General features: G+C 68.8%; 19 protein-coding genes and 1 pseudogene. 14 read left to right on the top strand and 6 right to left on the bottom strand.

Annotated features, from left to right (window positions below):
* Positions 1-373 (top strand): annotated as a pseudogene (locus R6V09_RS20660) (pyridoxal-phosphate dependent enzyme); the annotation flags it as partial.
* 50 nt (positions 374-423) lie between these two features.
* On the opposite strand, the gene R6V09_RS20655 reads toward R6V09_RS20660, so the two are convergent.
* Positions 424-783 (bottom strand): cupin domain-containing protein, encoded by a 360-nt coding sequence (locus R6V09_RS20655; RefSeq protein WP_317882894.1) that lies wholly within the window; start codon positions 781-783, stop codon positions 424-426.
* Here R6V09_RS20655 and R6V09_RS20650 point away from each other — a divergent pair.
* Positions 782-952 carry a hypothetical protein gene (locus tag R6V09_RS20650; RefSeq protein ID WP_317882893.1) on the top strand — a complete coding sequence of 57 codons (171 nt, stop codon included), beginning with the start codon at positions 782-784 and terminating at the stop codon, positions 950-952. The genes R6V09_RS20655 and R6V09_RS20650 overlap by 2 nt on opposite strands.
* A 125-nt stretch (positions 953-1,077) precedes the next feature.
* Here the strand turns inward: R6V09_RS20650 and R6V09_RS20645 are convergent, their stop codons facing one another.
* Both R6V09_RS20645 and R6V09_RS20640 read right to left on the bottom strand, forming a co-directional pair.
* A complete protein-coding gene (locus R6V09_RS20645) occupies positions 1,078-2,058 on the bottom strand; it encodes a threo-3-hydroxy-L-aspartate ammonia-lyase (protein WP_317882892.1) in 981 nt (326 codons plus the stop codon).
* On the bottom strand, positions 2,015-2,791 hold the full coding sequence (locus R6V09_RS20640; RefSeq protein WP_317882891.1) for a helix-turn-helix transcriptional regulator: 777 nt from the start codon (positions 2,789-2,791) through the stop codon (positions 2,015-2,017). The genes R6V09_RS20645 and R6V09_RS20640 overlap by 44 nt, the downstream gene beginning before the upstream one ends.
* Before the next feature lie 153 nt (positions 2,792-2,944).
* Here R6V09_RS20640 and R6V09_RS20635 point away from each other — a divergent pair, with 153 nt between their 5' ends.
* Positions 2,945-3,946 carry a MerR family transcriptional regulator gene (locus tag R6V09_RS20635; protein WP_317882890.1) on the top strand — a complete coding sequence of 334 codons (1,002 nt, stop codon included), beginning with the start codon at positions 2,945-2,947 and terminating at the stop codon, positions 3,944-3,946.
* A 133-nt stretch (positions 3,947-4,079) separates the two neighbouring features.
* Here the strand turns inward: R6V09_RS20635 and R6V09_RS20630 are convergent, their stop codons facing one another.
* Positions 4,080-4,664: a GNAT family N-acetyltransferase gene (locus R6V09_RS20630; RefSeq protein ID WP_317882889.1), complete on the bottom strand. Its 585-nt coding sequence runs from the start codon at positions 4,662-4,664 to the stop codon at positions 4,080-4,082.
* A gap of 279 nt (positions 4,665-4,943) precedes the next feature.
* Between R6V09_RS20630 and R6V09_RS20625 the strand changes: the two genes are divergently transcribed.
* From R6V09_RS20625 to R6V09_RS20615, 3 genes are all read left to right on the top strand, one after another.
* Complete coding sequence (locus tag R6V09_RS20625; protein ID WP_317882888.1) at positions 4,944-5,570, top strand: TetR/AcrR family transcriptional regulator; 627 nt, start codon at positions 4,944-4,946, stop codon at positions 5,568-5,570.
* Positions 5,571-5,719: 149 nt separating this feature from the next.
* Positions 5,720-6,733, top strand: a complete 1,014-nt coding sequence (locus R6V09_RS20620) for a zinc-dependent alcohol dehydrogenase (protein ID WP_317882887.1) — start codon at positions 5,720-5,722, stop codon at positions 6,731-6,733.
* 19 nt (positions 6,734-6,752) lie between these two features.
* Positions 6,753-7,052: an EthD family reductase gene (locus R6V09_RS20615; RefSeq protein ID WP_317882886.1), complete on the top strand. Its 300-nt coding sequence runs from the start codon at positions 6,753-6,755 to the stop codon at positions 7,050-7,052.
* 129 nt (positions 7,053-7,181) lie between these two features.
* On the opposite strand, the gene R6V09_RS20610 is transcribed toward R6V09_RS20615, so the two are convergent.
* Together R6V09_RS20610 and R6V09_RS20605 are read right to left on the bottom strand one after the other, a co-directional pair.
* Positions 7,182-7,712 (bottom strand): hypothetical protein, encoded by a 531-nt coding sequence (locus R6V09_RS20610; RefSeq protein WP_317882885.1) that lies wholly within the window; start codon positions 7,710-7,712, stop codon positions 7,182-7,184.
* A gap of 125 nt (positions 7,713-7,837) precedes the next feature.
* Entirely contained in the window at positions 7,838-8,815 is a 978-nt protein-coding gene (locus R6V09_RS20605) for an aldo/keto reductase (RefSeq protein WP_317882884.1), read from the bottom strand.
* A gap of 228 nt (positions 8,816-9,043) precedes the next feature.
* On the opposite strand from R6V09_RS20605, the gene R6V09_RS20600 reads away from it, so the two are divergent.
* From R6V09_RS20600 to R6V09_RS20565, 8 genes are all read left to right on the top strand, one after another.
* Positions 9,044-9,823 (top strand): FadR/GntR family transcriptional regulator, encoded by a 780-nt coding sequence (locus R6V09_RS20600; protein ID WP_317882897.1) that lies wholly within the window; start codon positions 9,044-9,046, stop codon positions 9,821-9,823.
* A 192-nt stretch (positions 9,824-10,015) separates the two neighbouring features.
* Positions 10,016-13,228, top strand: a complete 3,213-nt coding sequence (locus tag R6V09_RS20595) for a discoidin domain-containing protein (protein WP_317882896.1) — start codon at positions 10,016-10,018, stop codon at positions 13,226-13,228.
* A gap of 76 nt (positions 13,229-13,304) precedes the next feature.
* A complete protein-coding gene (locus tag R6V09_RS20590) occupies positions 13,305-14,402 on the top strand; it encodes an enolase C-terminal domain-like protein (RefSeq protein ID WP_317882883.1) in 1,098 nt (365 codons plus the stop codon).
* A gap of 32 nt (positions 14,403-14,434) precedes the next feature.
* The gene (locus R6V09_RS20585) at positions 14,435-15,823 is read left to right on the top strand and encodes an ABC transporter substrate-binding protein (protein WP_317882882.1); all 1,389 of its coding nucleotides are present in this window, start codon (positions 14,435-14,437) and stop codon (positions 15,821-15,823) included.
* Positions 15,820-16,752, top strand: a complete 933-nt coding sequence (locus R6V09_RS20580; RefSeq protein WP_317882881.1) for a carbohydrate ABC transporter permease — start codon at positions 15,820-15,822, stop codon at positions 16,750-16,752. The genes R6V09_RS20585 and R6V09_RS20580 overlap by 4 nt, the downstream gene beginning before the upstream one ends.
* Complete coding sequence (locus R6V09_RS20575; protein ID WP_317882880.1) at positions 16,749-17,663, top strand: carbohydrate ABC transporter permease; 915 nt, start codon at positions 16,749-16,751, stop codon at positions 17,661-17,663. The genes R6V09_RS20580 and R6V09_RS20575 overlap by 4 nt, the downstream gene beginning before the upstream one ends.
* Positions 17,664-17,692: 29 nt before the next feature.
* Positions 17,693-19,387, top strand: a complete 1,695-nt coding sequence (locus R6V09_RS20570; protein ID WP_317882879.1) for a class I mannose-6-phosphate isomerase — start codon at positions 17,693-17,695, stop codon at positions 19,385-19,387.
* A partial coding sequence (locus R6V09_RS20565) for an ROK family protein (protein ID WP_317882878.1) occupies positions 19,384-20,120 on the top strand: 737 nt, incomplete at its 3' end. The genes R6V09_RS20570 and R6V09_RS20565, both read left to right, overlap by 4 nt.

Raw genomic sequence — 20,120 nt, 5'->3', positions numbered from 1 at the left:
GCTCGGGGCGGCGGCGGTGCTCGGAGTCGACGTGGGCGCGCTGCCCGAACCGGCCGCCGCCGTAAGGGAGTTCGCCGGGCTGACCGCACCGGAGGGACTGCGGATTCGACGCGACCAGGTCGGCGACGGCTACGCCAAGCTCACCGCGCCGACCGCCGAGGCGCTCACCCTTGCCGCCCGCACCGCCGGGCTCGTCCTCGACCCGACGTACACGGGACGGGCGATGGCCGGCCTGATCGCGGCCGTCCGGGACGGTGACATCAGGCCGGGCGAGCGGACCGTGTTCGTGCACACGGGCGGGCTGCCCGGCCTGTTCGGACACGGGGAAGCCGTCGCGTACGCGGAGGGGCAGGTCGTCGCGTACCAGGAATGACGTACGCGCCCGGCGGGTGCGGTGCCGCGGGGCGCGTACACACAAGTCGGCTACGGAGCCTTCGCGTAGTCCGTGGCCATGGCGCCGGCGAAGTCGTACACGATCACCTGCTCGTCGCCGACGACCCACGCGTCGTGTCCCGGCGAGCACACGAAGACGTCGCCGGGGCCCACTTCGCTCTCGCCGCCGTCGTCCATGCGGAGGTGCATCCGTCCCTGGACGACGTAACCGTTGTGGTGGATCTCGCAACTCGCGGTTCCCGCGATCGGCGCCACGGACTCGGACCAGCGCCAGCCCGGTTCGAAGGTGCCCACGGCGAAGTCGAGTCCGCTGAGGTGGACGGCTTCGAGGTGGCCGCGGGGGAAGTCACGTCGCTCGTCCGGCTTCTCGACCGTCTTCACTTCCAGCATGACGGCTGCCTCCATTCCGGCCGCGCACAGCACGGCCGGGGCCGGTCTCCGTCTCCCGGCAGCCACGAACGGCACCGGCGCTCCGGCGGGGGCCGCGCCCCACCACTCCATCGTCTTCCTGTCCACCCGGGAGCGCCATTCGGGGGAACAGCGCCAGGGTCGTGCCTAGGGCCTGTCCGGCGGGTCAGGTCGCAGGAAAGCAGCTGCGCCTCATCAGCGCCGGTGAGCGGGTCAGGTGGGCGTGCCAGACCCCGCGTCTGCGACAGGATCCGCCGGACAGGCCCTGGGGCACCGTCATGACTGCTTGTTCGCGCACAACAGGGCGAACCGCTCGCTGTCGATGTTGCCGCCGGAGACGATCAGCCCCACCCGGCCCGTGACCCGGCCCGCGCGCCCCGCGAGGAGCGCGGCCAGCGGGGTGGCACCGCTGGGCTCGACGACGATCTTCAGCCGCTCGAAGGCGAACCGCATCGCGTCCTTGATCTCCTCATCACTCACCAGCGCGATCTCGTCAACCAGCCGTCGGTTCACGGAGAAGGTCAGCTCGCCGGGGATGTCGGCCGCCTGCCCATCGGCGATGGTGCGCGGCACGGGGATGGACACGCGCCGGCCGGCCGCAAGGGACCGCTTGGTGTCGTCCCCGGCCTCCGGTTCGACACCGATCACTCGGGTGCCCGGGTTCAGTCCCTTGACGGCGGTGGCCGTCCCGGCGATCAGCCCGCCGCCGCCCACGGGCGTCAGCACGGCGTCCAACTCCCCCACTTCCTCCAGGAGTTCAAGTGCCGCCGTGCCCTGCCCCGCCATGACGTGCGGATGCTCGTAGGGCGGGATGAGGGAGAGTCCGCGCTCGGCGGCCAGGGCTTCCCCGATGGCCACCCGGTCGCCGTTGTAACGGTCGTACGTGACGATCTCGGCACCGTACCCGGCGGTGGCGGCGAGCTTGGAGGCCGGAGTGTCCTCGGGCATGACGATCACCGCGGTGGTGCCGAGTTCGCGGGCGGCGAGGGCGACGGCCTGGGCGTGGTTGCCGGACGAGTAGGCGGCGATGCCCCGGGCCAGTTGCTCCGGGGTCAGCCGGGAGGCCGCGTTGTAGGCACCGCGGAACTTGAAGGCGCCGATCCGCTGGAAGTTCTCGCACTTCAGGAACACCTCGGCGCCGACGAGTTCGTCGAGGGTGCGCGAGCGCAGTACCGGTGTGCGGTGGGCGACGCCTTTGAGCTGCGCGGCGGCGTCACGGACGTCGTCGAGGGTGATGGGCGGGGTGGTGGTCGTCACGCGGGTCCTCCATCGGAAGCGGTGTCGCCGGCGGGAGTGGCGGGGGGCCGGTCTCGGCACGGGGGCCGGTCTCGGCACGGGCCTGGGAGAGGTAGTTGTAGGCGGAGGCGCGGGAGATGCCCAGCCGGGCGGCGACCTGCTCGACGGCCCGGCGCACGGCGAAGACTCCGTGCTCGTCGAGGCTGCGGAACAGCTCCAGCCGCTGGGCGCGGCCGAGTTGGACCCAGGTCCTGCTCTGCCGCAGTTGATGGGCGTCGACGATGGCCTCGACCACGGAGTCGATGTCGTTGCCGAAGGTGGTGGTACCCGACGCCTCGCCCACCCCGGTCCCGACTCCCCCGCCGATCCCGGTGAGCACGGCTTGCGCCTGCTGTACGGCGGTGACGTCGACGTTGACGCACAGCGCGCCGAAGACCGCGCCCGTCGAGTCCCGCAGCACCATCGTGGACGACTTGAGCAGTTGGCCGCCCTTGGTCCGGGTGAGGTAGTTCAACTCGTCGGCGGCCTCGTCCCCGCGCGCCAGCACCCGCAGCCCGATCTCACTCATCGCACCGCCCACCGAGCGCCCGGTGACAGCTCCGGCGACGGCGACCACCGACTTCTCCGGGTGCCGGTAGTCGTGCAACACCACCTCGCACACCGGCCCGAAAGTCGCCGCGATCCCCTCGACGACGGACCCCAACGCGCCGATGATCGCGTCCCGTTGGGTGTCCAGGGCAGGGTCGCTGTCCACCCTTCCCCTCTCTCATGTCTGGACTGTCAGTCCAATCACTATACTTGGATTCCAGCCGCCCAGCCATCCACGTACCCTCACCCTCCGGCCGTCCGGCCTTCGTCACCGCTCCCCCTTGACTCTCAAGTCGCTTGAGATCCCATAGTGATCGGCATGAACGAGCTCTATTCCATCGGGGACGTCGCCCGCCGCACCGGCCTGAGCGTGAGCGCGATCCGGTTCTACGCCGATGAGGGCGTCGTCACACCCACCGGCCTCACCGGGGGCGGCTTCCGGCAGTACGACGTGCACGCCATCGCCCGGCTCGAACTCGTGCGGACCCTGCGCGACCTGGGTGCCGGCCTGGACGACATCCGCCGGGTACTCGGCGCCGAGACCACCCTGCACGATCTTGCGGTCACTCATCTGCGGCTGGTCGAGGACCAGTTACGGCAGTTCCGGGCGCGCTCCGCCGTGCTGCGGACCGTCGTGCGGCAGCACACCACAACAGAACAGGTGAGCCTGATGCACAAGCTCGTGTCGATGTCCGACTACGACCGCGAGCGGCTCATCAACGAGTTCTGGGACTTCGTGACCGACGGCCTGGACGTCCATCCCGGCTATATCGAGCAACTGCAGAGCAAACGGCCGCATCTGCCCGAGGAGCCGTCCACCGAGCAGTTGGAGGCCTGGATCGAACTCGCCGAGATCGTGCGGGACGAGGAGTTCCGCACGGCCCTGCGGGGCTTCTTCCACCGCACCTTCAGCACCGAGCAGGGCAGGTTGATGGCGTCGCCGGAGATGATGGCCCACATCGAGAGGCATCGGAAGCTTCTCCTGGAGGCGCAGGCCTCCCAGCAGGCGGGCGTGCCCGCGGACTCACCGCAGGCCCGGGACATCGCCGAGCGCGTGGCCGCCGACTCGGCAGGGCTGGTCACCGCGATGACCGGGAAACAGGGACACGACGTCGAGAAGGCCCGGCGCGACATCGTCGACTTCGACCGGAACGGCAGGGGCGCGCAGACGCTGGCCAAGGCGACCGGCCTGAAGCTGCTGACCAAGTACCACTCCCTGGTGGCGACGATCAACGGCACCCCCAAGCCGGACCCGGAGCGGGCAGCGGCGGTCCGCGAGTGGATGGCCACCGCGCTGCGCCAGGGCCTGTCCGGCGAATGACGCGGCTGAAGTCCCGGTTCGCGAACTGTCAGTCGCGCTGCCTGGACCGGGAGAGATCACCGGCCGCGACGGCTTCGATCTCCTGCGGAAGCGCATCCTCCGCACTCAGCGTTGGGGCACCTGCACCTATACCTCAAGCCGTGACCTTGGCCGCGACGCGGGTGAGCAGTTCGTCGCGGACGGATGGCCATTCGTCCGCGAGCACGCTGTAGTACAGCGAGTCACGGCGCGTGCCGTCCTGGCGCAGCATGTGACTGCGCAGCGTCCCTTCATAGGTCAACCCCAGCCGTGTCAGGGCACGTTGGGACCGCTCGTTGAGGTTGTCGGTCCGCAAGGCGATGCGGACGAGATCCAGACCGTCGAAGGCGTATCCGAACAGCAGAAGCTTGGACTCGGCGTTACAGGGACCGCCCCAACACGAACGATCGAACCAGGTCGCACCGACCTCGGCCCGCCTCGCGGCAAGGTCGAGCTCGTACAGACTGGTCGAACCGATCACCGCAGCGTCCGTCAGGCGCTGGACCGCGAAGCACCGCCGGGCCCCGTCCGCGAGCATCTGACTGATCATCACCCGCATCTCCACCACGGAGTCGGGACGGGGCCGAGGCATCCATCGCCAGACCTCGGGATCCGACGCGGAGGGGAACAGCGCCTCCGCATGATCGACGGACAGCGGGATGAGACGGACGGTACGGCCGAGAAGCAAATCGTTGCTCATCACCGCACCGTAACTCCGGACTCACCACGCCGGGCTTCTTGTGACAGGCCACGGCCGTCTTCGGGTTCGGTGCCGCCGGCCGGTCCCGTTCTTGCCATCCGGCACAGACGTCTGACCAGGAGGGGCACACCACACCAGCCTCCTTGCATGTTCTATGTCATAGACCATAGGTTGGCTTCAGCGGGTCCACCGACATGGGCGGCCCCGCATGGACCAACGTTGGATCTCCGCGGCCGGGCCCTTCTCCGGATGTGCGGGGCGTACCGAGATGGTGGTTTCGTGAGCCCTCGCAAGAGCGACAGCCGCGAGCGGATGGTCAGCAGTACCGTGACCCTGCTGCGCGAGTACGGCGCGAGCGCGACCAGCATCGACCGGGTGCTGGCCCACAGCGGCGCCCCGCGCGGCTCGGTCTACCACCACTTCCCCGGCGGGCGGACGCAGTTGGTCGAGGAGGCGGTGGAGCTGGCCGGCGGTTTCATGGCCGGCGTGATCGAGGCCACCATGCAGGCCGACGATCCGGTGGAAGGCATGGACACGTTCTTCGCCGTATGGCGCGACGGACTCGTGGAGAGCCGTTTCCGGGTCGGCTGCCCGATCGTGGCGGTGGCCGTGGAGAACAATGACGACGCCCCCCACCTCGCCCGCTCCGCAGGCGCGGTCTTCTCCGGCTGGCAGGAAGCGTTCACGGCCGTGTTCCGGCGTCACGGCCTGGCCGAGGACCGAAGCCGCCGGCTTGCCGCCCTCGTCGTCGCCGCGGAGGAAGGCGCGGTGGTCATGTGCCGGGCCCAGCAGAGCACCGCCCCGATCGAGGCGGTCGCCACCGAGATCCACGACCTGCTGGCCCATGCGCTGAGCAACCGCCCCGATGCCGACCCCGCTCCCGGCCGTACGCCCGACATCCACTGACGCGTATCGCCGCACCGCGACCGCAGCGGGAGAAGTACCCGACAAGCAGGGCCGGCTTGTCGCTCATGGCACGTCAACCGGGGCCCCGGCCCAGACCGGCATGCGCCGGTCTACGGTCCCGTCCGACCGAGTCCTGAGGAGGGCTACCCGTGCAGAGATTCGAGTACGTCAAAAAGCGCGAGCTTCGATACGTCGACGTTCCGATGCCGGTGCTCAAGTCCGACGACGACGCGATCGTCCAGCCGGTCGTCTCGACGACCTGCGACCTGGACCGCTTCGTGATCACGGGTCTGGCCCCGTTCAAGGGCCCGTTCGCCCTCGGACACGAGACCGTGGCCAAGGTCATCGAGGTGGGCGACAACGTCTCGCACGTGAAGCCCGGTCAACTGGTCGTCCCCGCCTGGCATGTCGCGTGCGGCACCTGCGCCTCGTGTGCGTCCGGTCGCCCCACCGGTTGTACGAACGTTCCGCGGAACGCGATGTTCGGGCTGCCCACCGGCGGTGACTACGGCGGCTTCTTCTCCGAAGCGGTCCGCATCCCCTTCGCCGGCTACGCGTTGGCGCCGCTGCCCGAGGGGGTCAGCGCCCGTGCGGCAGCGTCGGTGGGCGACAACCTCTCCGACACCTACTGCGCGGTCGCCCCGGCGCTGCGCAACGCGCCGGGCGCCGACGTCCTCGTCATCGGAGGAACCGGCTCGGTCGGAGTCTTCGCCGTCACCTTCGCCAAGGCACTCGGTGCGTCCTCGGTCTGCTACGTCGACGCCTTCGACCCCGAGTGTGTTGAACTCGCCCGCCGACTGGGCGCCGAGATCCTCGACGAAGTGCCCCGTGGCCGCGAGTTCCAAGTGACGTTCGATGCGTCCGGCCGTCCCGACGGGCTGCACGCGGCCCTCAACGCGGTGGCCCCGAACGGCAGTTGCCACAGTTTCGGCATCTACTGGCAGGACGTCGCCGTGCCCGCGCTCTCGATGTACATGCAGGGCGTGACGTTCACGACGGGCCGGCCCAACGTCGGTCCGATCATCCCCGACGTACTCGCCCTCATCGCCGACGGCACCGTCGACCCGCTCCCGGTGTTCTCCGACGTCGTGAGCTTCGAGGATGCCCCAACCGCCCTGGCCCAAGGCCTCCGCAAGCCCCTCGTCGTCCGCGACGGCTACTAGACCGACCAAGGAGAAACCCATGAACCGCATCGTCGTCGAGTACTTCGACCCCGCCGACCCCGACGCCTTCGACACCCGGTACCGCGACGAGCACGTCGCGCTGGTGAGGGCCATCCCTGGCCTCGTCGACTTCCACCTCTCCCACCCACGCGGGCTCAGAGGCGTGACGCCGTATCTGGTGGCCGAGATGTCCTTCGCCGACGAGGACTCTGTGGCCACCGCACTGAAGTCCGCCGAGTTCGCGGAGGCGGGAAAGCACGCGGCTGGGTTCGTGGTCGCTTCGACCGCCCTGTACACCTCCGCTCCCCGCCAAGCCTGAGACGAGAAGACCCGGACCCGAGAGGCCGGTCTCGAAGCGCTGCGCGTCGGAGAGATCGGGAAGAACGGAGAGATCGGTGGCGTCGGGCTGGTGCCCGGCGCCGGCAACACGTGGCCGGCATGGCCGTCGTCACGTGCGAGGGTGCCGTCCGGCCTTCCAACGCCGAAGCCTGAAGGCGATCGTGGAGATGAGAGTGACGGCCAGGCTCACGCCCGCGACCGCGTTGTCCGCCTTCGGCGCCACGCCCGTGTAGTGCCAGATCAAGGCTCCGGTGAGCGTGATGCCGCCCGCGAAAAGACCGAAGGTCGTGGCCAGCGACAGGCGCGTGCCCCGATCCATGGGGGTCTTGGTCATGACGATCGGTTCCGACGTCTGCTGCAGGGTGATGTAGTCGTCCTTGTCGACGCTGACGGCGGCGAGCGCCTCGGACGCATCACCGCCCGGAGCGCACATGAAGGAGACTGTCCCGCCCTCTTCGACCAGGGCGGTCAGAGGTCGGCTGGTACACCAGGCGACCTTCAGCTGGAGTCGGTGTTCGCCTGGCGGCACCTCGAAGCGGACCGTCTGCCCTCGCCGGATGATGCCCACCTGGGTGTCGTCGATGAGCACGGCGTAGCCGCGGAGCATGTCCCGATAACCGTCCCGCGCCCGTGAGAGCACGACGGCTCCATGGGTGGGTAGGGCTCTTTCCCCGTCGGCCATCGCAGCCCCCTGTCACGCGAACATCGTGTGTGCCGCGAGCGTACTCATACGTCAACTGCGGTAAAACACACGGCTGCTCACTCTCACCCTGCTGTTCCGCTCCCCGCTGCCGTATCGAGATCCCGCCATGCTTCCGCGGTCAGATCGGCGACGGCCCAGCGGGCAGCGGACACGACCTCCTCCGGGGTACGGAAGCCCGCGACCACGCAGGCCACACCGGGCTCGCGCAGCGGAAACCGCAGGGCAGCGTGCGGGAGTGCGGTGCCGTGTCGGGCGGACACCTCGGCGAGGAGCCGAGCGCGGCGCAGTGCCGATTCCGGTGCGGGGCCGTAGTCGAAGGTGGCGTCGCTCGCGGGGTAAGTGCGGCTGAGCAGACCGGAGTTGAACGGGGCGGCGGCCACCACCGCGACCCCGCGTTCGGCGCACGCGTCCAGCAAGGGGCGGGCGGTGCGGTCGAGAAGGGTCCACCGCCCGGCCACCATCACGGCGTCGACCTCCGCCTCTTCGACGATGCGCAGCAGCGGGGCGACCGTGTTCATGCCGACGCCGACGGCACCGATGACACCTTGGTCGCGCAGAGCCGTCAACGCGGGCAGGGCATGGTCGAGGGCGGCGTCCAGATGGTCGTCGGGATCGTGGACGTAGACGATGTCCACGCGGTCCAGTCGCAGGCGGTCCAGGCTGCCTTCCAGACTTCGCAGTACGCCGTCCCGTGAGTAGTCGGGGCGGCGGACCAGCGTGTCGGGTACGGCGAAGCCTCCTGCCGTCAGGTCGGATCCGGTGGGTGCCGGGTGGGGTTCCAGCAGTCGGCCGACCTTGGTGGAGACGGTGAACTCCGCCCGTGGACGGTGGGCGAGGGCGTCGCCGAGCCGCCGTTCGGACAGTCCGAGGCCGTAGTGCGGGGCGGTGTCGTAGTAGCGCACCCCCACGTCCCAGGCGGCATCGAGGGTGGCGTGCGCCTGGCCGTCGTCGATCGGACTGTGGAGGTTGCCGATGGGGGCGGCACCGAATCCCAGCATGCTGACCCGGACGCTCGTACGACCGAGTGGGCGTGCCCTCACGAGGTTCCCGCTTCCACGGCCCTCGCCGCATAGAGAAGGATCTGCTTCATCTGGCAGGCAGGACCTTAAGGATGGGATCCATTTCGCGCAACACCCCGACAGAAGTGCGTACTTGATGACCCTTTGTCTCGATATCCGCAGGACTCCGGGCCGAGATCTGTCCGATCTCTTCCCAACTCACTACGGCAGTGCCATATTGGCCACGCAAATGAATCTGATTAATCCGTGATGCAAGGGGGATTCGCCTTGGGCGACTCAACACCGGCCTACCGTCCGGGGTATGAACTGGTCGCGGAGCAACTGCTGGACTACATCGCCCAGCAGAACCTGCGGCCCGGCGACCGCCTCCCCACCGAACAGGGACTGGCCCAGATCCTGGGCGCCTCCCGCAATGTCACCCGGGAGGCCGTGAAGGTCCTGGCCGCCATCGGCCGGCTCCAGGTGCGGCGCGGCGCGGGCATCTTCGTCGCCGCCTCGGTCGGCGGGCTGCTGGACGACGAACTGTCGCACTTCCGGCCGACCAGCATGGAAGACGTCCGCATGCTCCTGGACTACCGCAAGGTGATCGAGTCGGAGACCGCACGCCGTGCCGCCTCCCACGCCACCCCGATCGAGGTCCGGGCCATACGGGAGAGCGCGGAGAGTTCCCTGACGGCGGCCACCATGAACGACGTGGACACCTTCGCCAAGGCGGACGCGGCCTTCCACGACGCGGTGGGCGCCGCCTCGCACAACGTGTTCCTGCGGGCGAGTGTCGCCGGTGTGCGGCGCCTGGCGTCCCAGTCCGACGTACTGCTCTTCCACGGTGACGTGCCGGGATCGCTGGAAGTCGCCGCGCATCAGCATGTGGCCATTGCGGAGGCGGTCGCCGCGGGGGCGGCCGATCTCGCCGAGCGGCTGATGGTGGAGCACATCGCCACCACGCAGAGCCAGTTCGAGAACAAGATTCGCAACCGGCTGTTCAGTCCCGGGGCCCAACCGCCCTCCCCGGAGGCCCCGGCCTCGTAACCCGGCCGACCCCGCGTGTGCCGCAGCACAGCGATCGGGCCGTCCGACGCCCTGAAGTCCCGGTGGACGACCGGGACTTGCAGGTATCAACCTCCCTCAGGCGATTGGATAGGTGTGTCTCATCCGTCTGCGCGCAGGGGCGCCTTCGTGCCGCTGCGAAGAAGTCTCACGGCCGCCTTCTCGGTGGCCGTCGTGGCCGCCCTGCTGAATGCCGTGCCGGCCCAGGCGGCTCCCCCGCCGCCGGACCTGAATGTCTATGTCTCCCCGACCGGCCGGGACTTGGGATCGGGTACCGCCGCACACCCCTTCAAGACCCTCGACCACGCGCGGGACTACGTGCGCGACGTCAAGCAGAAGGCCAAGGGCGACATCCATGTCCGGCTCATGTCCGGTACCTACCAACTCAGCCGTACGTTCGCCCTGACCGCCCGGGACTCCGGCCGCGACGGACACCGAATCGTCTACGAGGCCGCCCCCGGCGCACACCCGGTGATCAGCGGAGGCCGGCAGGTCACCGGCTGGACCCCCGCCGACTCTGCAGGAAAGGTCTACAAGGCCAAGGTGGGCGACTTCGACACCCGACAGCTCTATGTGGACGGCGAGTTGGAGACCCGGGCGCGGAGCGGCAAGAACCCCGCCGGCTTCAGCCAGACGTCCACCGGCTACGCCTTCACCGACTCCGCCCTCAACACCTACAAGCGTCCCTCGGACCTGGAGGTCGTCAACTCCTGGGGCTGGAAGCTGATGCGCTGCCCCGCGCAGTCGATCGCCGACTACAAGATGACGATGCAGCAGCCCTGTTGGCACAACGCGCATCTCCAGCAGGGCCAGGAGATCCAGAACCCGACCTGGCTGGAGAACGCCCGCGAGCTGCTGGACACGCCCGGTGAGTGGTACCTGGACAAGGGCGAGGGCGAGATCTACTACATGCCCAAGGCCGGCCAGGACCTGTCCACCGCGAACGTCACCGTGCCGCTCGTGCAGGACCTGGTGGACATCAACGGCACCAGGACCGCCCCGGTCAGCGACGTGTCCTTCGAGGGCATCACCTTCTCCTACTCCACCTGGCTCGCGCCCAGTTCGTCCGAGGGCCTCATCGAGGGCCAGGCCGGTTTCCGGATGGTCGGCAACGACCCCGACTTCGACGCGACCCGCCTCAAGTGGCAGAAGACGCCCGGCGCCGTCAACGTCGACTACGGCCACGGCATCGCCTTCGAGGGCAACACCTTCACCCATCTCGGCGCGGTCGGGCTGAACTTGAACACCGGCACGCAGGGCACCGACATCACGGGCAACGTCTTCCGCCAGATCGCCGCCACCGGCATCCAGATCGGCGGGGTCGCGGTGATCGACGCCCACCCCGACGACCCCCGGGACATCACCAAGGACACCAGGGTCGACAACAACGTGGTCACCAAGGTCGCCGACCAGTACAACGGCTCCGTCGGCATCCTGGCCGGCTACACCGACCACACCACCATCACCCACAACAAGGTCTACGACCTGCCCTACACCGGCATATCCGTCGGCTGGGGCTGGGGCCTCACCGACCAGGGCGGCAACAGCAACTACTCCCCGGGGAACCTGGGCGTACCGATCTGGGACACCCCCACCACCAGCCGCGACACCAAGGTCACGGACAACGAGATCTACGACATCATGAAGTCGCAGGCCGACGGCGGCGCCATCTACACGCTGAGCACCAACCCCGGCGGCCTGGTGTCCGGCAACTACATCCACGGCACACCACCGCCCGCCTACGGCGCGATCTACCACGACGAAGGCAGCCGGTACTGGACGAACACCGGCAACGCCCTGTGCGACATCGCCTACCAGTGGCTGTTCCTCAACCACGGCATGGACATCAACGCCACGGGCAACTTCACCAGCCAGCCCGCCTTCTCCACCCAGGCCAACAGCACGGGCAGCACCATCAGCGGCAGCACCACCGTGGGTTCCTGCGACCAACTGCCCGCTTCCATCGTCAACAACGCGGGCCTGCAACCGAGTTACCGCCACCTCGACCCGGATCCCGCAGTCCCCGACCACCAGGCGCCCAGCACGCCGGGCACGCCGAGCGCGGTAACCGACTTCCCGACGATCGCGGACCTCACCTGGGCCGCGTCCACCGACGACACGGCCGTCACCGGCTACTCCGTCTACCGCGACGGCAAGCTGATCAGCGCCACCGGCAACACCTCGGTACGCCTCCCGGGCCTGACCGCCGGGCAGACATACGCCTTCAACATCACAGCCCGCGACGCCGCCGGCAACGAGTCCGCTCCCAGCCCGACCCTGCACGTCACCATGCCCTCGGGCACGGACCTGGCCCTCAAGAAGCCGATCACCGCCTCGTCGTACTCGGAGGCCAACACCCCGGCAAAGGCGGTGGACGGAGACCTGTCCACGCGCTGGGCGCAGGGCCTGGGCCTGCCCGATCCGTCCTGGATCCAGGTCGATCTCGGTGCGTCGTACGACGTGAACGGCGCGATCACCACCTTCGAGAAGGCCAGCGGCTACAAGTACCGCATCGAGGTGTCACCCGACGAGGTCCACTGGAAGACCCTCGCGGACCGCACCGCCGCGAACACCACGGCGGCGACCGACTACGTCCATACGGATGCTCCGGTCGCGGGCCGTTTCGTCCGACTGACCGTCACCGGCTCCAGCTGGAACGGCGGCAGCATCTACGACTTCCAGGTCTACGGCACCTCCAGGACCGTGACGGACCACACGGCCCCAACTGCCCCTGGACAGCCCACAGTCAAGCCGCTGCTGCCCACTCTGGTCGATGTCAGTTGGCCCGCGGCCACCGATGACACCGGCGTCACCAGCTATGTCGTCTACCAGGACGGCAAGCGGATCGGTGTCACGGGCGCCACGACCCTGCGGGTCTCCGGCCTCACCGCCGACACGTCGTACTCCTTCACCGTCGTGGCACGCGACGAAGCGCTGAACGCCTCCGACCCCAGCAAGGCGGCAGTCGTCACCACGCCGACCGACAACGACCTGGCCCTGAACAAGCAGGTCACCGCCTCGTCGTCGTACGACGCGGACCACGCGCCCGAGAAGGCGGTGGACGGGAATCCCGCCACCCGCTGGGCGCAGGGCGCGGGCCTGCCGGATCCGTCCTGGATCCAGGTCGACCTGGGCAAGGACACCGCAGTCTCCAGCGTGGTGACCACCTTCGAGTTGTCCGGCGGCTACAAGTACCGCCTGGAGTACTCCACCGACGGCACGACCTGGTCCCTGTTCGAGGACCACACCTCCGCCGCCACCTCGTCGTCGACCGTCTACTCCTTCTCCGACACCCCCGTCACCGCGCGCTACCTGCGCCTGACCGTCACCGGTTCCGGCGGGAACGGCGGCAGCGTCTACGCGCTCCAGGCGTACGGCGACTTCTGAGCACTCCGCGTCCGAGCCGAAACCTTTCTCCCCACAGATCTCCCTACAGAACTCCCTACAGAAGACGAAAGCCAGGATGAAGATCACCCATGTCGAAGTACACCGGATCGATGTTCCGGCAGCCAGTCCGCCCTTCCGCTGGCGCGACGGGCTGAGCGGCAGCGCTCCGGTGGGCGACGGCGCGGTCCTGCACATCGGGACGGACGAGGGGGCCGAGGGAGTCGCGGTGTTCGCCCGCCCGGGCGCCCACCTCGTCCTGCGGGACCTGGTGGACCGGGTCTTCCGTGCGGAGCTGGTCGGAGCCGACCCGTTCCAGCGGGAATGGCTGTGGCACCGGGTGTGGGAGCTGGACCGTATCCACGAACTCCCGCTCCCCACCCTGGGCTTGATCGACATCGCCTTGTGGGACCTGGCCGGCCGCTACCACGGCGAACCGGTGTGGCGCCTGCTCGGCGGCTTCCGGGATGCCATCCCCGCCTACGCCTCCACCTCGACGTTCGCCAGCACCGCAGAGTTCCTCGACGTGGCGGACCAGTGCCTGGAGCTCGGCTACCGAGGCATCAAGCTGCACGCCTGGGGCGACGCCCGCCGCGACGCCGAGCTGTGTCTGGCGCTGCGTGACCACGTCGGCCCCTCCGTCCCCCTCATGTACGACGGGTCGGCCGGCTTCGACCTGCCCGACGCGATCCGGCTGGGACGGGCGCTCTCCGAGGCCGACTACCTCTGGTACGAGGAGCCGATCCGCGAGTTCAGCATCTCGGCCTATCAGCGGCTCGCGGAGACCGTCGACGTACCACTGCTGGTGGCGGAGACCTCCGACGGGGCGCACATGAACGCGGCGGACTTCATCCGGGCCGGTGCCGCCACCTTCGGTGTCCGGGCCGGCACCACCCTCCGGGGCGGAATCACCGGCGCCATGCGCACCGCGCATCTCGCCGACGCCTACCGGCTGCGGGCCGAGGTGCACGGTTCGGACATTCCCAACCACCACCTGTGCATGGCCATCTCCAACACCACCTACTACGAGTCCCTGGTGACCTCGGTGAACGTCGTCCGGGAGCGCCACGTGGACGACCGGGGCCTGGTGCACGCGCCCACGGGGCCCGGCATAGCCCTTCCCCTCGATTTCGGCTACGGCAGCGCACTCCTGCCATTCGTCGAGCAACCGCGCTGAGCGGCGCAAGAACAGAAAGGCAAGGCAAGACGATGGAGTCTTCCCGATCTCAGAGAACCGGCCGGCGTCACTCGCCGCTCCGCACGGCAGCGGTCACGCTGTCCCTGGCCACCGCGGCAGCACTGGCGGGCTGCGCCAGCGCCGACACCACCACCTCTTCTTCCTCCTCCCCGCAGTCGGCGTTCAAACCGGTCGCGCAGAAGGCGGGTTCGCAGATAACGGTGTGGGCCGACTCGACCAGGCTGCCGTCGGTGCAGGCCTACCAGAAGTCGCACCCCGACGTGAAGATGAAGATCGTCACGTACGACGGCGGCGCCGACGGATCGACGTATCTGCAGTCGAAGGTGCAGCTGTTCGACCGGACCGGCAGCGGGTGGCCGGACGTGGTGTTCGGCAATCCGACCGACGTGACCTGGGCGTCGGAGGCCACCAAGCCCGGCGCGCGGCCGTTCGCCGCACCCCTGGACGAGAAGCTCGTACCGCAGAGCACTCTGGACGGTTTCGCCAAGGGATCCCTGACGCCCTGTCAGTTCGGCGGCCACACCTACTGCATGCGCAATGACATCGCCCAGGTCCTCCTCTGGTACAACAAGTCCCTTATGGACAAGTGGGGTTACAAGGTCCCCACGACATGGCAGGAGTACGAGGCCCTCGGCAAGCAGGTCGCCAAGGAGCACCCGGGCTATCTGGTCGGCTCGGTCGGCGACACCAACTCCCATGAGTCGTACTTCTGGTCGGGCCAGTGCCCCGCGTTCGACCTGGTGAAGCCGGACACCCTGCGCACCGACCTGCAGGACCCGAAGTGCACCCGGATGGCGAAGCTCCTGGACAACCTGATCAGCGCCAAGGCCGTCGCCACCCAGGGCTTCTTCAGCCAGGGCTTCGCCAAGAACAGCGGCGGCAAGGTCCTGATGGCGTACGGCCCTTCCTGGTACGGCCAGTACCTCTTCAAGGCCGGCTTCAAGACCCCGGCCAGGCAGATCGCCGCGGCACCCCCTCTCGCCTGGGAGGGAGAGAGCACGACCGCCACGGGCAATGTCGGCGGTGGCGTGTGGATGGTGTCCTCGCACAGCGCCAACCTCAAGTCGTCCTCGGACCTGGTCACTTGGCTGACCACCTCCGACGAGAACCAGGCCACCGCGCCCACCTACCCGGCGTACACCCAGGCCGCGAAGGCCTGGCTGGCGAACCCGGCCAACAAGGACTACTTCGCCAATGATGTGAGCGGGCCGTTCGAGCAGGCCGCGAACGAGGTGTGGACCGGCTGGTCGAACACCAGGTTCTCGGACTCCACCGCCTGGTCCAGCATCGTCCTCCCGGCCCTGACCGCCGGAAAGAGCCTGACCGAGACGCTGCCTGCCTGGCAGCAGGAGATCGCCGGCGAGGCGAAGACCCAGGGCTACAAGGTGGTCGATCAGTGACCTTGCTGGAGACCGAGCGCGTCGCCGTCTCCCCCGTGCGCCGCGGCACCACGCCGCGGCGCACGGGCCGCGGTCGCGCGGGCTATTTCTTCGTCGCCGGGTACGCGGTGCTGCTGCTCGCGTTCGGCGTCTTTCCCACCGGGTACGCGTTCTACCTGTCTCTCACCAACGACCGGGGCCAGTTCACCGGGGTCAACCAGTTCGTGAAGGTCGTCCAGGACTACCGCTTCGTCCCGGCCTTCACCCACATGCTGGTCTATCTGGTCATGTGGCTGGTGACCCTCGTCGTCCTGGTCGTGCTGACCGCCGTGGTCCTGCGCAGCCGCGTGCGTCCGGGCACCTCGGCGCTCTTCCGCTTCCTCTACTACATCCCCGGCGCCCTCGCCGGAGTGGCGAGCGTGCTGGTCTGGCTGTTCATGCTGGACCCCGACGTCAGCCCGGTGTCGAGGCTGCTCACCGCCCTGGGGTTCAAGACGTTCGCCGCCGTACTGGCGCCCGGCAACCTGCCGCTGATCCTCATGCTGATCGCCTTCTGGACCGGCGCCGGCGGCTGGATGGTCGTGATGTACGGGGCGTTGAACAACATCCCCGACGAGGTGCTGGAAGCGGCCCGCATGGACGGTGCGGGACCGTGGCGCACCGCCTGGCACATCCAGATCCCGATGATCCGGCAGTGGATCGTCTACATGGCGATCATGGCCTTCGCGACGGGCACCCAGCTGTTCGTCGAGCCCCAACTCCTCCAGACCGCCAGCCTCGGCAGGGTGAGCCCCACCTGGTCGCCGAACCAACTCGCCTACGTCTACGCCTTCCAGCAGGGCGACTTCAACGGCGCCGCCGCCATCTCCGTCGTCCTCCTCGCCGTGGGTCTCGTCGCCGCCGGTCTCCTGGTCGCTCGCTCGAACCTGTTCAAGTTGGACGAGAAATGACACAGACGACTCTCTCCCTGACGGCCGTGAGGCGACGCGTCCGCCCGTCAAGGAGCCTCCCCTTCCTCGTGGTTGGCCTCCTCCTGGCCTTTCTCCTGGTGTTCTTCGTGCTGCCGGTGATCTGGCTGTTGCTGGCACCGTCGAAGACCGCAGGCGAAGTCGTGCGGGACAACCCGCTCTCCTTCGGCTCGTTCCATCAAATAGGCACGGCCTGGCGGCACTTGTTCGCCTTCCAGGACGGCGCCATGTCGAGGTGGCTGCTCAACTCGGCCATCTACTCGGGCGGTTCACTCGTCCTGACGCTGGCCGTCAGTGTTCCGGCCGGCTACGCGCTGGCTCTGACGAGGTTCCGGGGCCGCAAGACGCTCCTGGTGATCACCCTGGTCACCATGATCATGCCGCAGGCCACCCTGGTGCTGCCGATCTTCCTGGAGCTCAACCGCTTCCATCTCATCGGCACCGTCTGGTCGTTGATACTTCCCTTCTCCTTCTATCCGTTCGGCGTGTACCTGGTCTACATCTACTTCGGGAGCAGCCTCCCCAGGGACCTGCTGTCCGCCGCGCGCATCGACGGCTGCACCGAGTGGCAGCTCTTCTCCCGCATCGCGCTCCCGCTCGCCAAGCCGGTGGTCGGACTGGTCGCGTTCTTCAGCTTCGTGGGCAACTGGAACAACTTCTTCCTGCCGTATCTCGTGCTGCCGAACAGCGAGCAGTTCCCCGTCCAGGTGGGCCTGAACCAACTGCTCACCTCCACACCGTCGTTCAACCCCGTCGCCGGCGCCGGACTGAACATCACCATCCCCGAACTCGCCCTGGCCATCATCATCGCCATCCTGCCCGTGCTGGTGCTCTTCGTCTTCTCGCAGCGCACGCTGGTGTCCGGGATGCTCGCCGGATCGAGCAAGGAATGAGCAGCGCCCCGCCCGCCAAAGGAGACCGCGTGTACCGGCTCGATCCGCGCTACGCCCCCGCCCCGCAAGCCTCCCTCCTCACGGGTTGGCAGGCAGTGGCCTCCCAACTCCCTTACGGGCGCGCAGTGGTGGCCATCGAGGGAGCCCCGTCCGTCGACTGGCCCCTCCTCGCCGATCGCCTCGAACACGAACTGACCGAGCGCGGCATCCCCGCCACCCTGCTCGACATCCGGAGCCACTACGCACCGCCGGCGCACGTCAGAAGCCGTACCGAACGACCGGCGGACGCCGACGACCCCTACTTCCGCAAGCTCGCCGACAATCCCCTCGACGACCTCTTCGAGAGCGTCCCGGTATCCGCACCGCCGACGGAAGGGCTGCTCCTCGTCTACGGGCCCGGCGCCGCCCTCGTGGATCACGACGTGCTCTGGTACGCCGATGTGCCCAAGCGCTGCGCGGAGGCCGCCGTCGGCGCGGGCGAGGTGGGCGCCAACCTCGGTCTGCCGGGCGAGAAGCCCGACTTCAGGCGGCTGTTCTACATCGACTGGCCGATGCTCGACCGGCACCGCGACTCACTCGCCCGCCGCCTCGACGCCTGGCTCGACATGCAGCACCCCGACCACCCGGCATGGATCGACGGAGCGGGCCTGCGCGCCACGTACGCCGCGCTGGCCCGCAGGCCCGTCCGCACCCGGCCGTACTTCAACTCCACTCCCTGGGGCGGCCATTGGGCACAGCGCGAGCTCGGCTTCAACCCCGACTCCCGCAACACCGCGCTCGGTTACGAGCTGATCGCCCCCGAGGCCGGCCTCCTCATCGGCACCGGACCGGAGGCCCAGGCCGAGGTGCCGTTCCAACTCCTGTGCGTGCTGCAGCCGTTGAGCGTGCTGGGGGCGGAGGTGCACGCCCGCTTCGGCACGTCCTTCCCGATCCGCTTCGACTACCTGGACACCGTCGGCGGCGGCAGCCTCTCCGTGCACTGCCACCCCAAGGAGTCGTACATGCGCGAGCGTTTCGGCTGGGCGTACACCCAGCACGAGACGTACTACCTCACCCGCGGCAGCACCGGCACCAAGGTGTACCTCGGCCTGCGCGAGGACGCCGACGTGGGCGTCTTCCGCAAGGAGGTGGAGCGGGCGATCACCGAGGGAGTGCCCATGGACCCCGAGGACCACGTCCTGGCCTTCCCCGCCGAGCAGGGCCAGTTGTTCATGATCCCGGCGGGCACCCCGCACGCCAGCGGCGCGGGCAACCTCGTACTGGAGATCAGCGCCACTCCCTATCTCTACAGCCTGAGGTTCTACGACTGGCTGCGGCCCGGCGCCGACGGCAACCCGCGCCCTCTCCCCTACGAGCACGGGTTCGCCAACCTGGAGACCGGACGACGCGGTGCGGCCGTCACCCGTGACCTGGTGCAGCAGCCGCGCACCCTGCGCGAGGGCACCGGCTGGCGGGAGGAGGTCGTCGGCGACCTTGCCGAGATGTTCTACGAGGTCAGGAGGTTCGTGCTCGACGCCGAGGCCGAGGTCGCCGACGACACGCAGGGACGGTTCCACATCCTGAACGTGGTGGAGGGGGAAGGCGTCACAGTGCACACGGCGGCCGGAGACCGGCACGAACTGGCCTACGCGGAGACGCTCACCGTGCCGGCCGCGGTAGGCCGCTACAGCCTGCGGGCAGCCGGTGCCGGCCCGGTGCGTGTCGTGAAGGCGCTGGTCCGTTGATCCCTGTCCTGGAGATCGGCGGCACGCATGTCACTGCGGCGCTCGTCGACCTGCGCGACGGCCGAATCTCCAGCCGTACGCGCGAGCCGCTCGACGCGGACGGCGACGCCGAGGCCATCCTCGGCGCCGTACGACACTGCGCCGACGGGCTGTCGGTGTCTCCTGGTGCGCGGTGGGGTGTGGCGGTGCCCGGGCCCTTCGACTACGCAAGAGGGATCGCCCTCTTCAGGGGCGTGGGCAAGTTCGACGCCCTGTACGGAATCGATGTCCGAGCAGCACTCCTCCACAGACTGCGGCAGCGTCCCGGCGAGGTCGTGTTCCTCAACGACGCCCACGCCTTCCTGACCGGCGAGTGGTCCGCGGGTACCGTCCGGGAGCATCGCCGCGCCGTGGGCATCACGCTCGGCACGGGTGTCGGCTCGGCGTTTCTCGTCGACGGCCGCATCTGCGACCAGGGTCCCGGCGTACCGCCCGAGGGGCGGATGGACCTCACCGAGATCGACGGCCGGCCACTGGAGGACACCGTCTCCCGCCGGGCCATCCTCGCCCGCTACGGCGACCCCGCCGCCGATGTACGCGACATCGCCGAACGGGCCAGGGCAGGAGAGGAGCGGGCCCGGCAGGCGCTGGACGGCGCCTTCACCGGACTGGGCGCCGTGCTGGGCCCGCGCCTGCTGGCCTTCGGCGCGACCGCCCTGGTCGTCGGAGGCTCCATGGCCCGCTCCTGGGACCT

The sequence above is a fragment of the Streptomyces sp. W16 genome, from assembly GCF_033194735.1.
Taxonomy (GTDB): domain Bacteria; phylum Actinomycetota; class Actinomycetes; order Streptomycetales; family Streptomycetaceae; genus Streptomyces.
The sequence above is the reverse complement of the archived record's forward strand: the minus strand, read 5'-3'. Positions and strand labels throughout refer to the sequence as shown.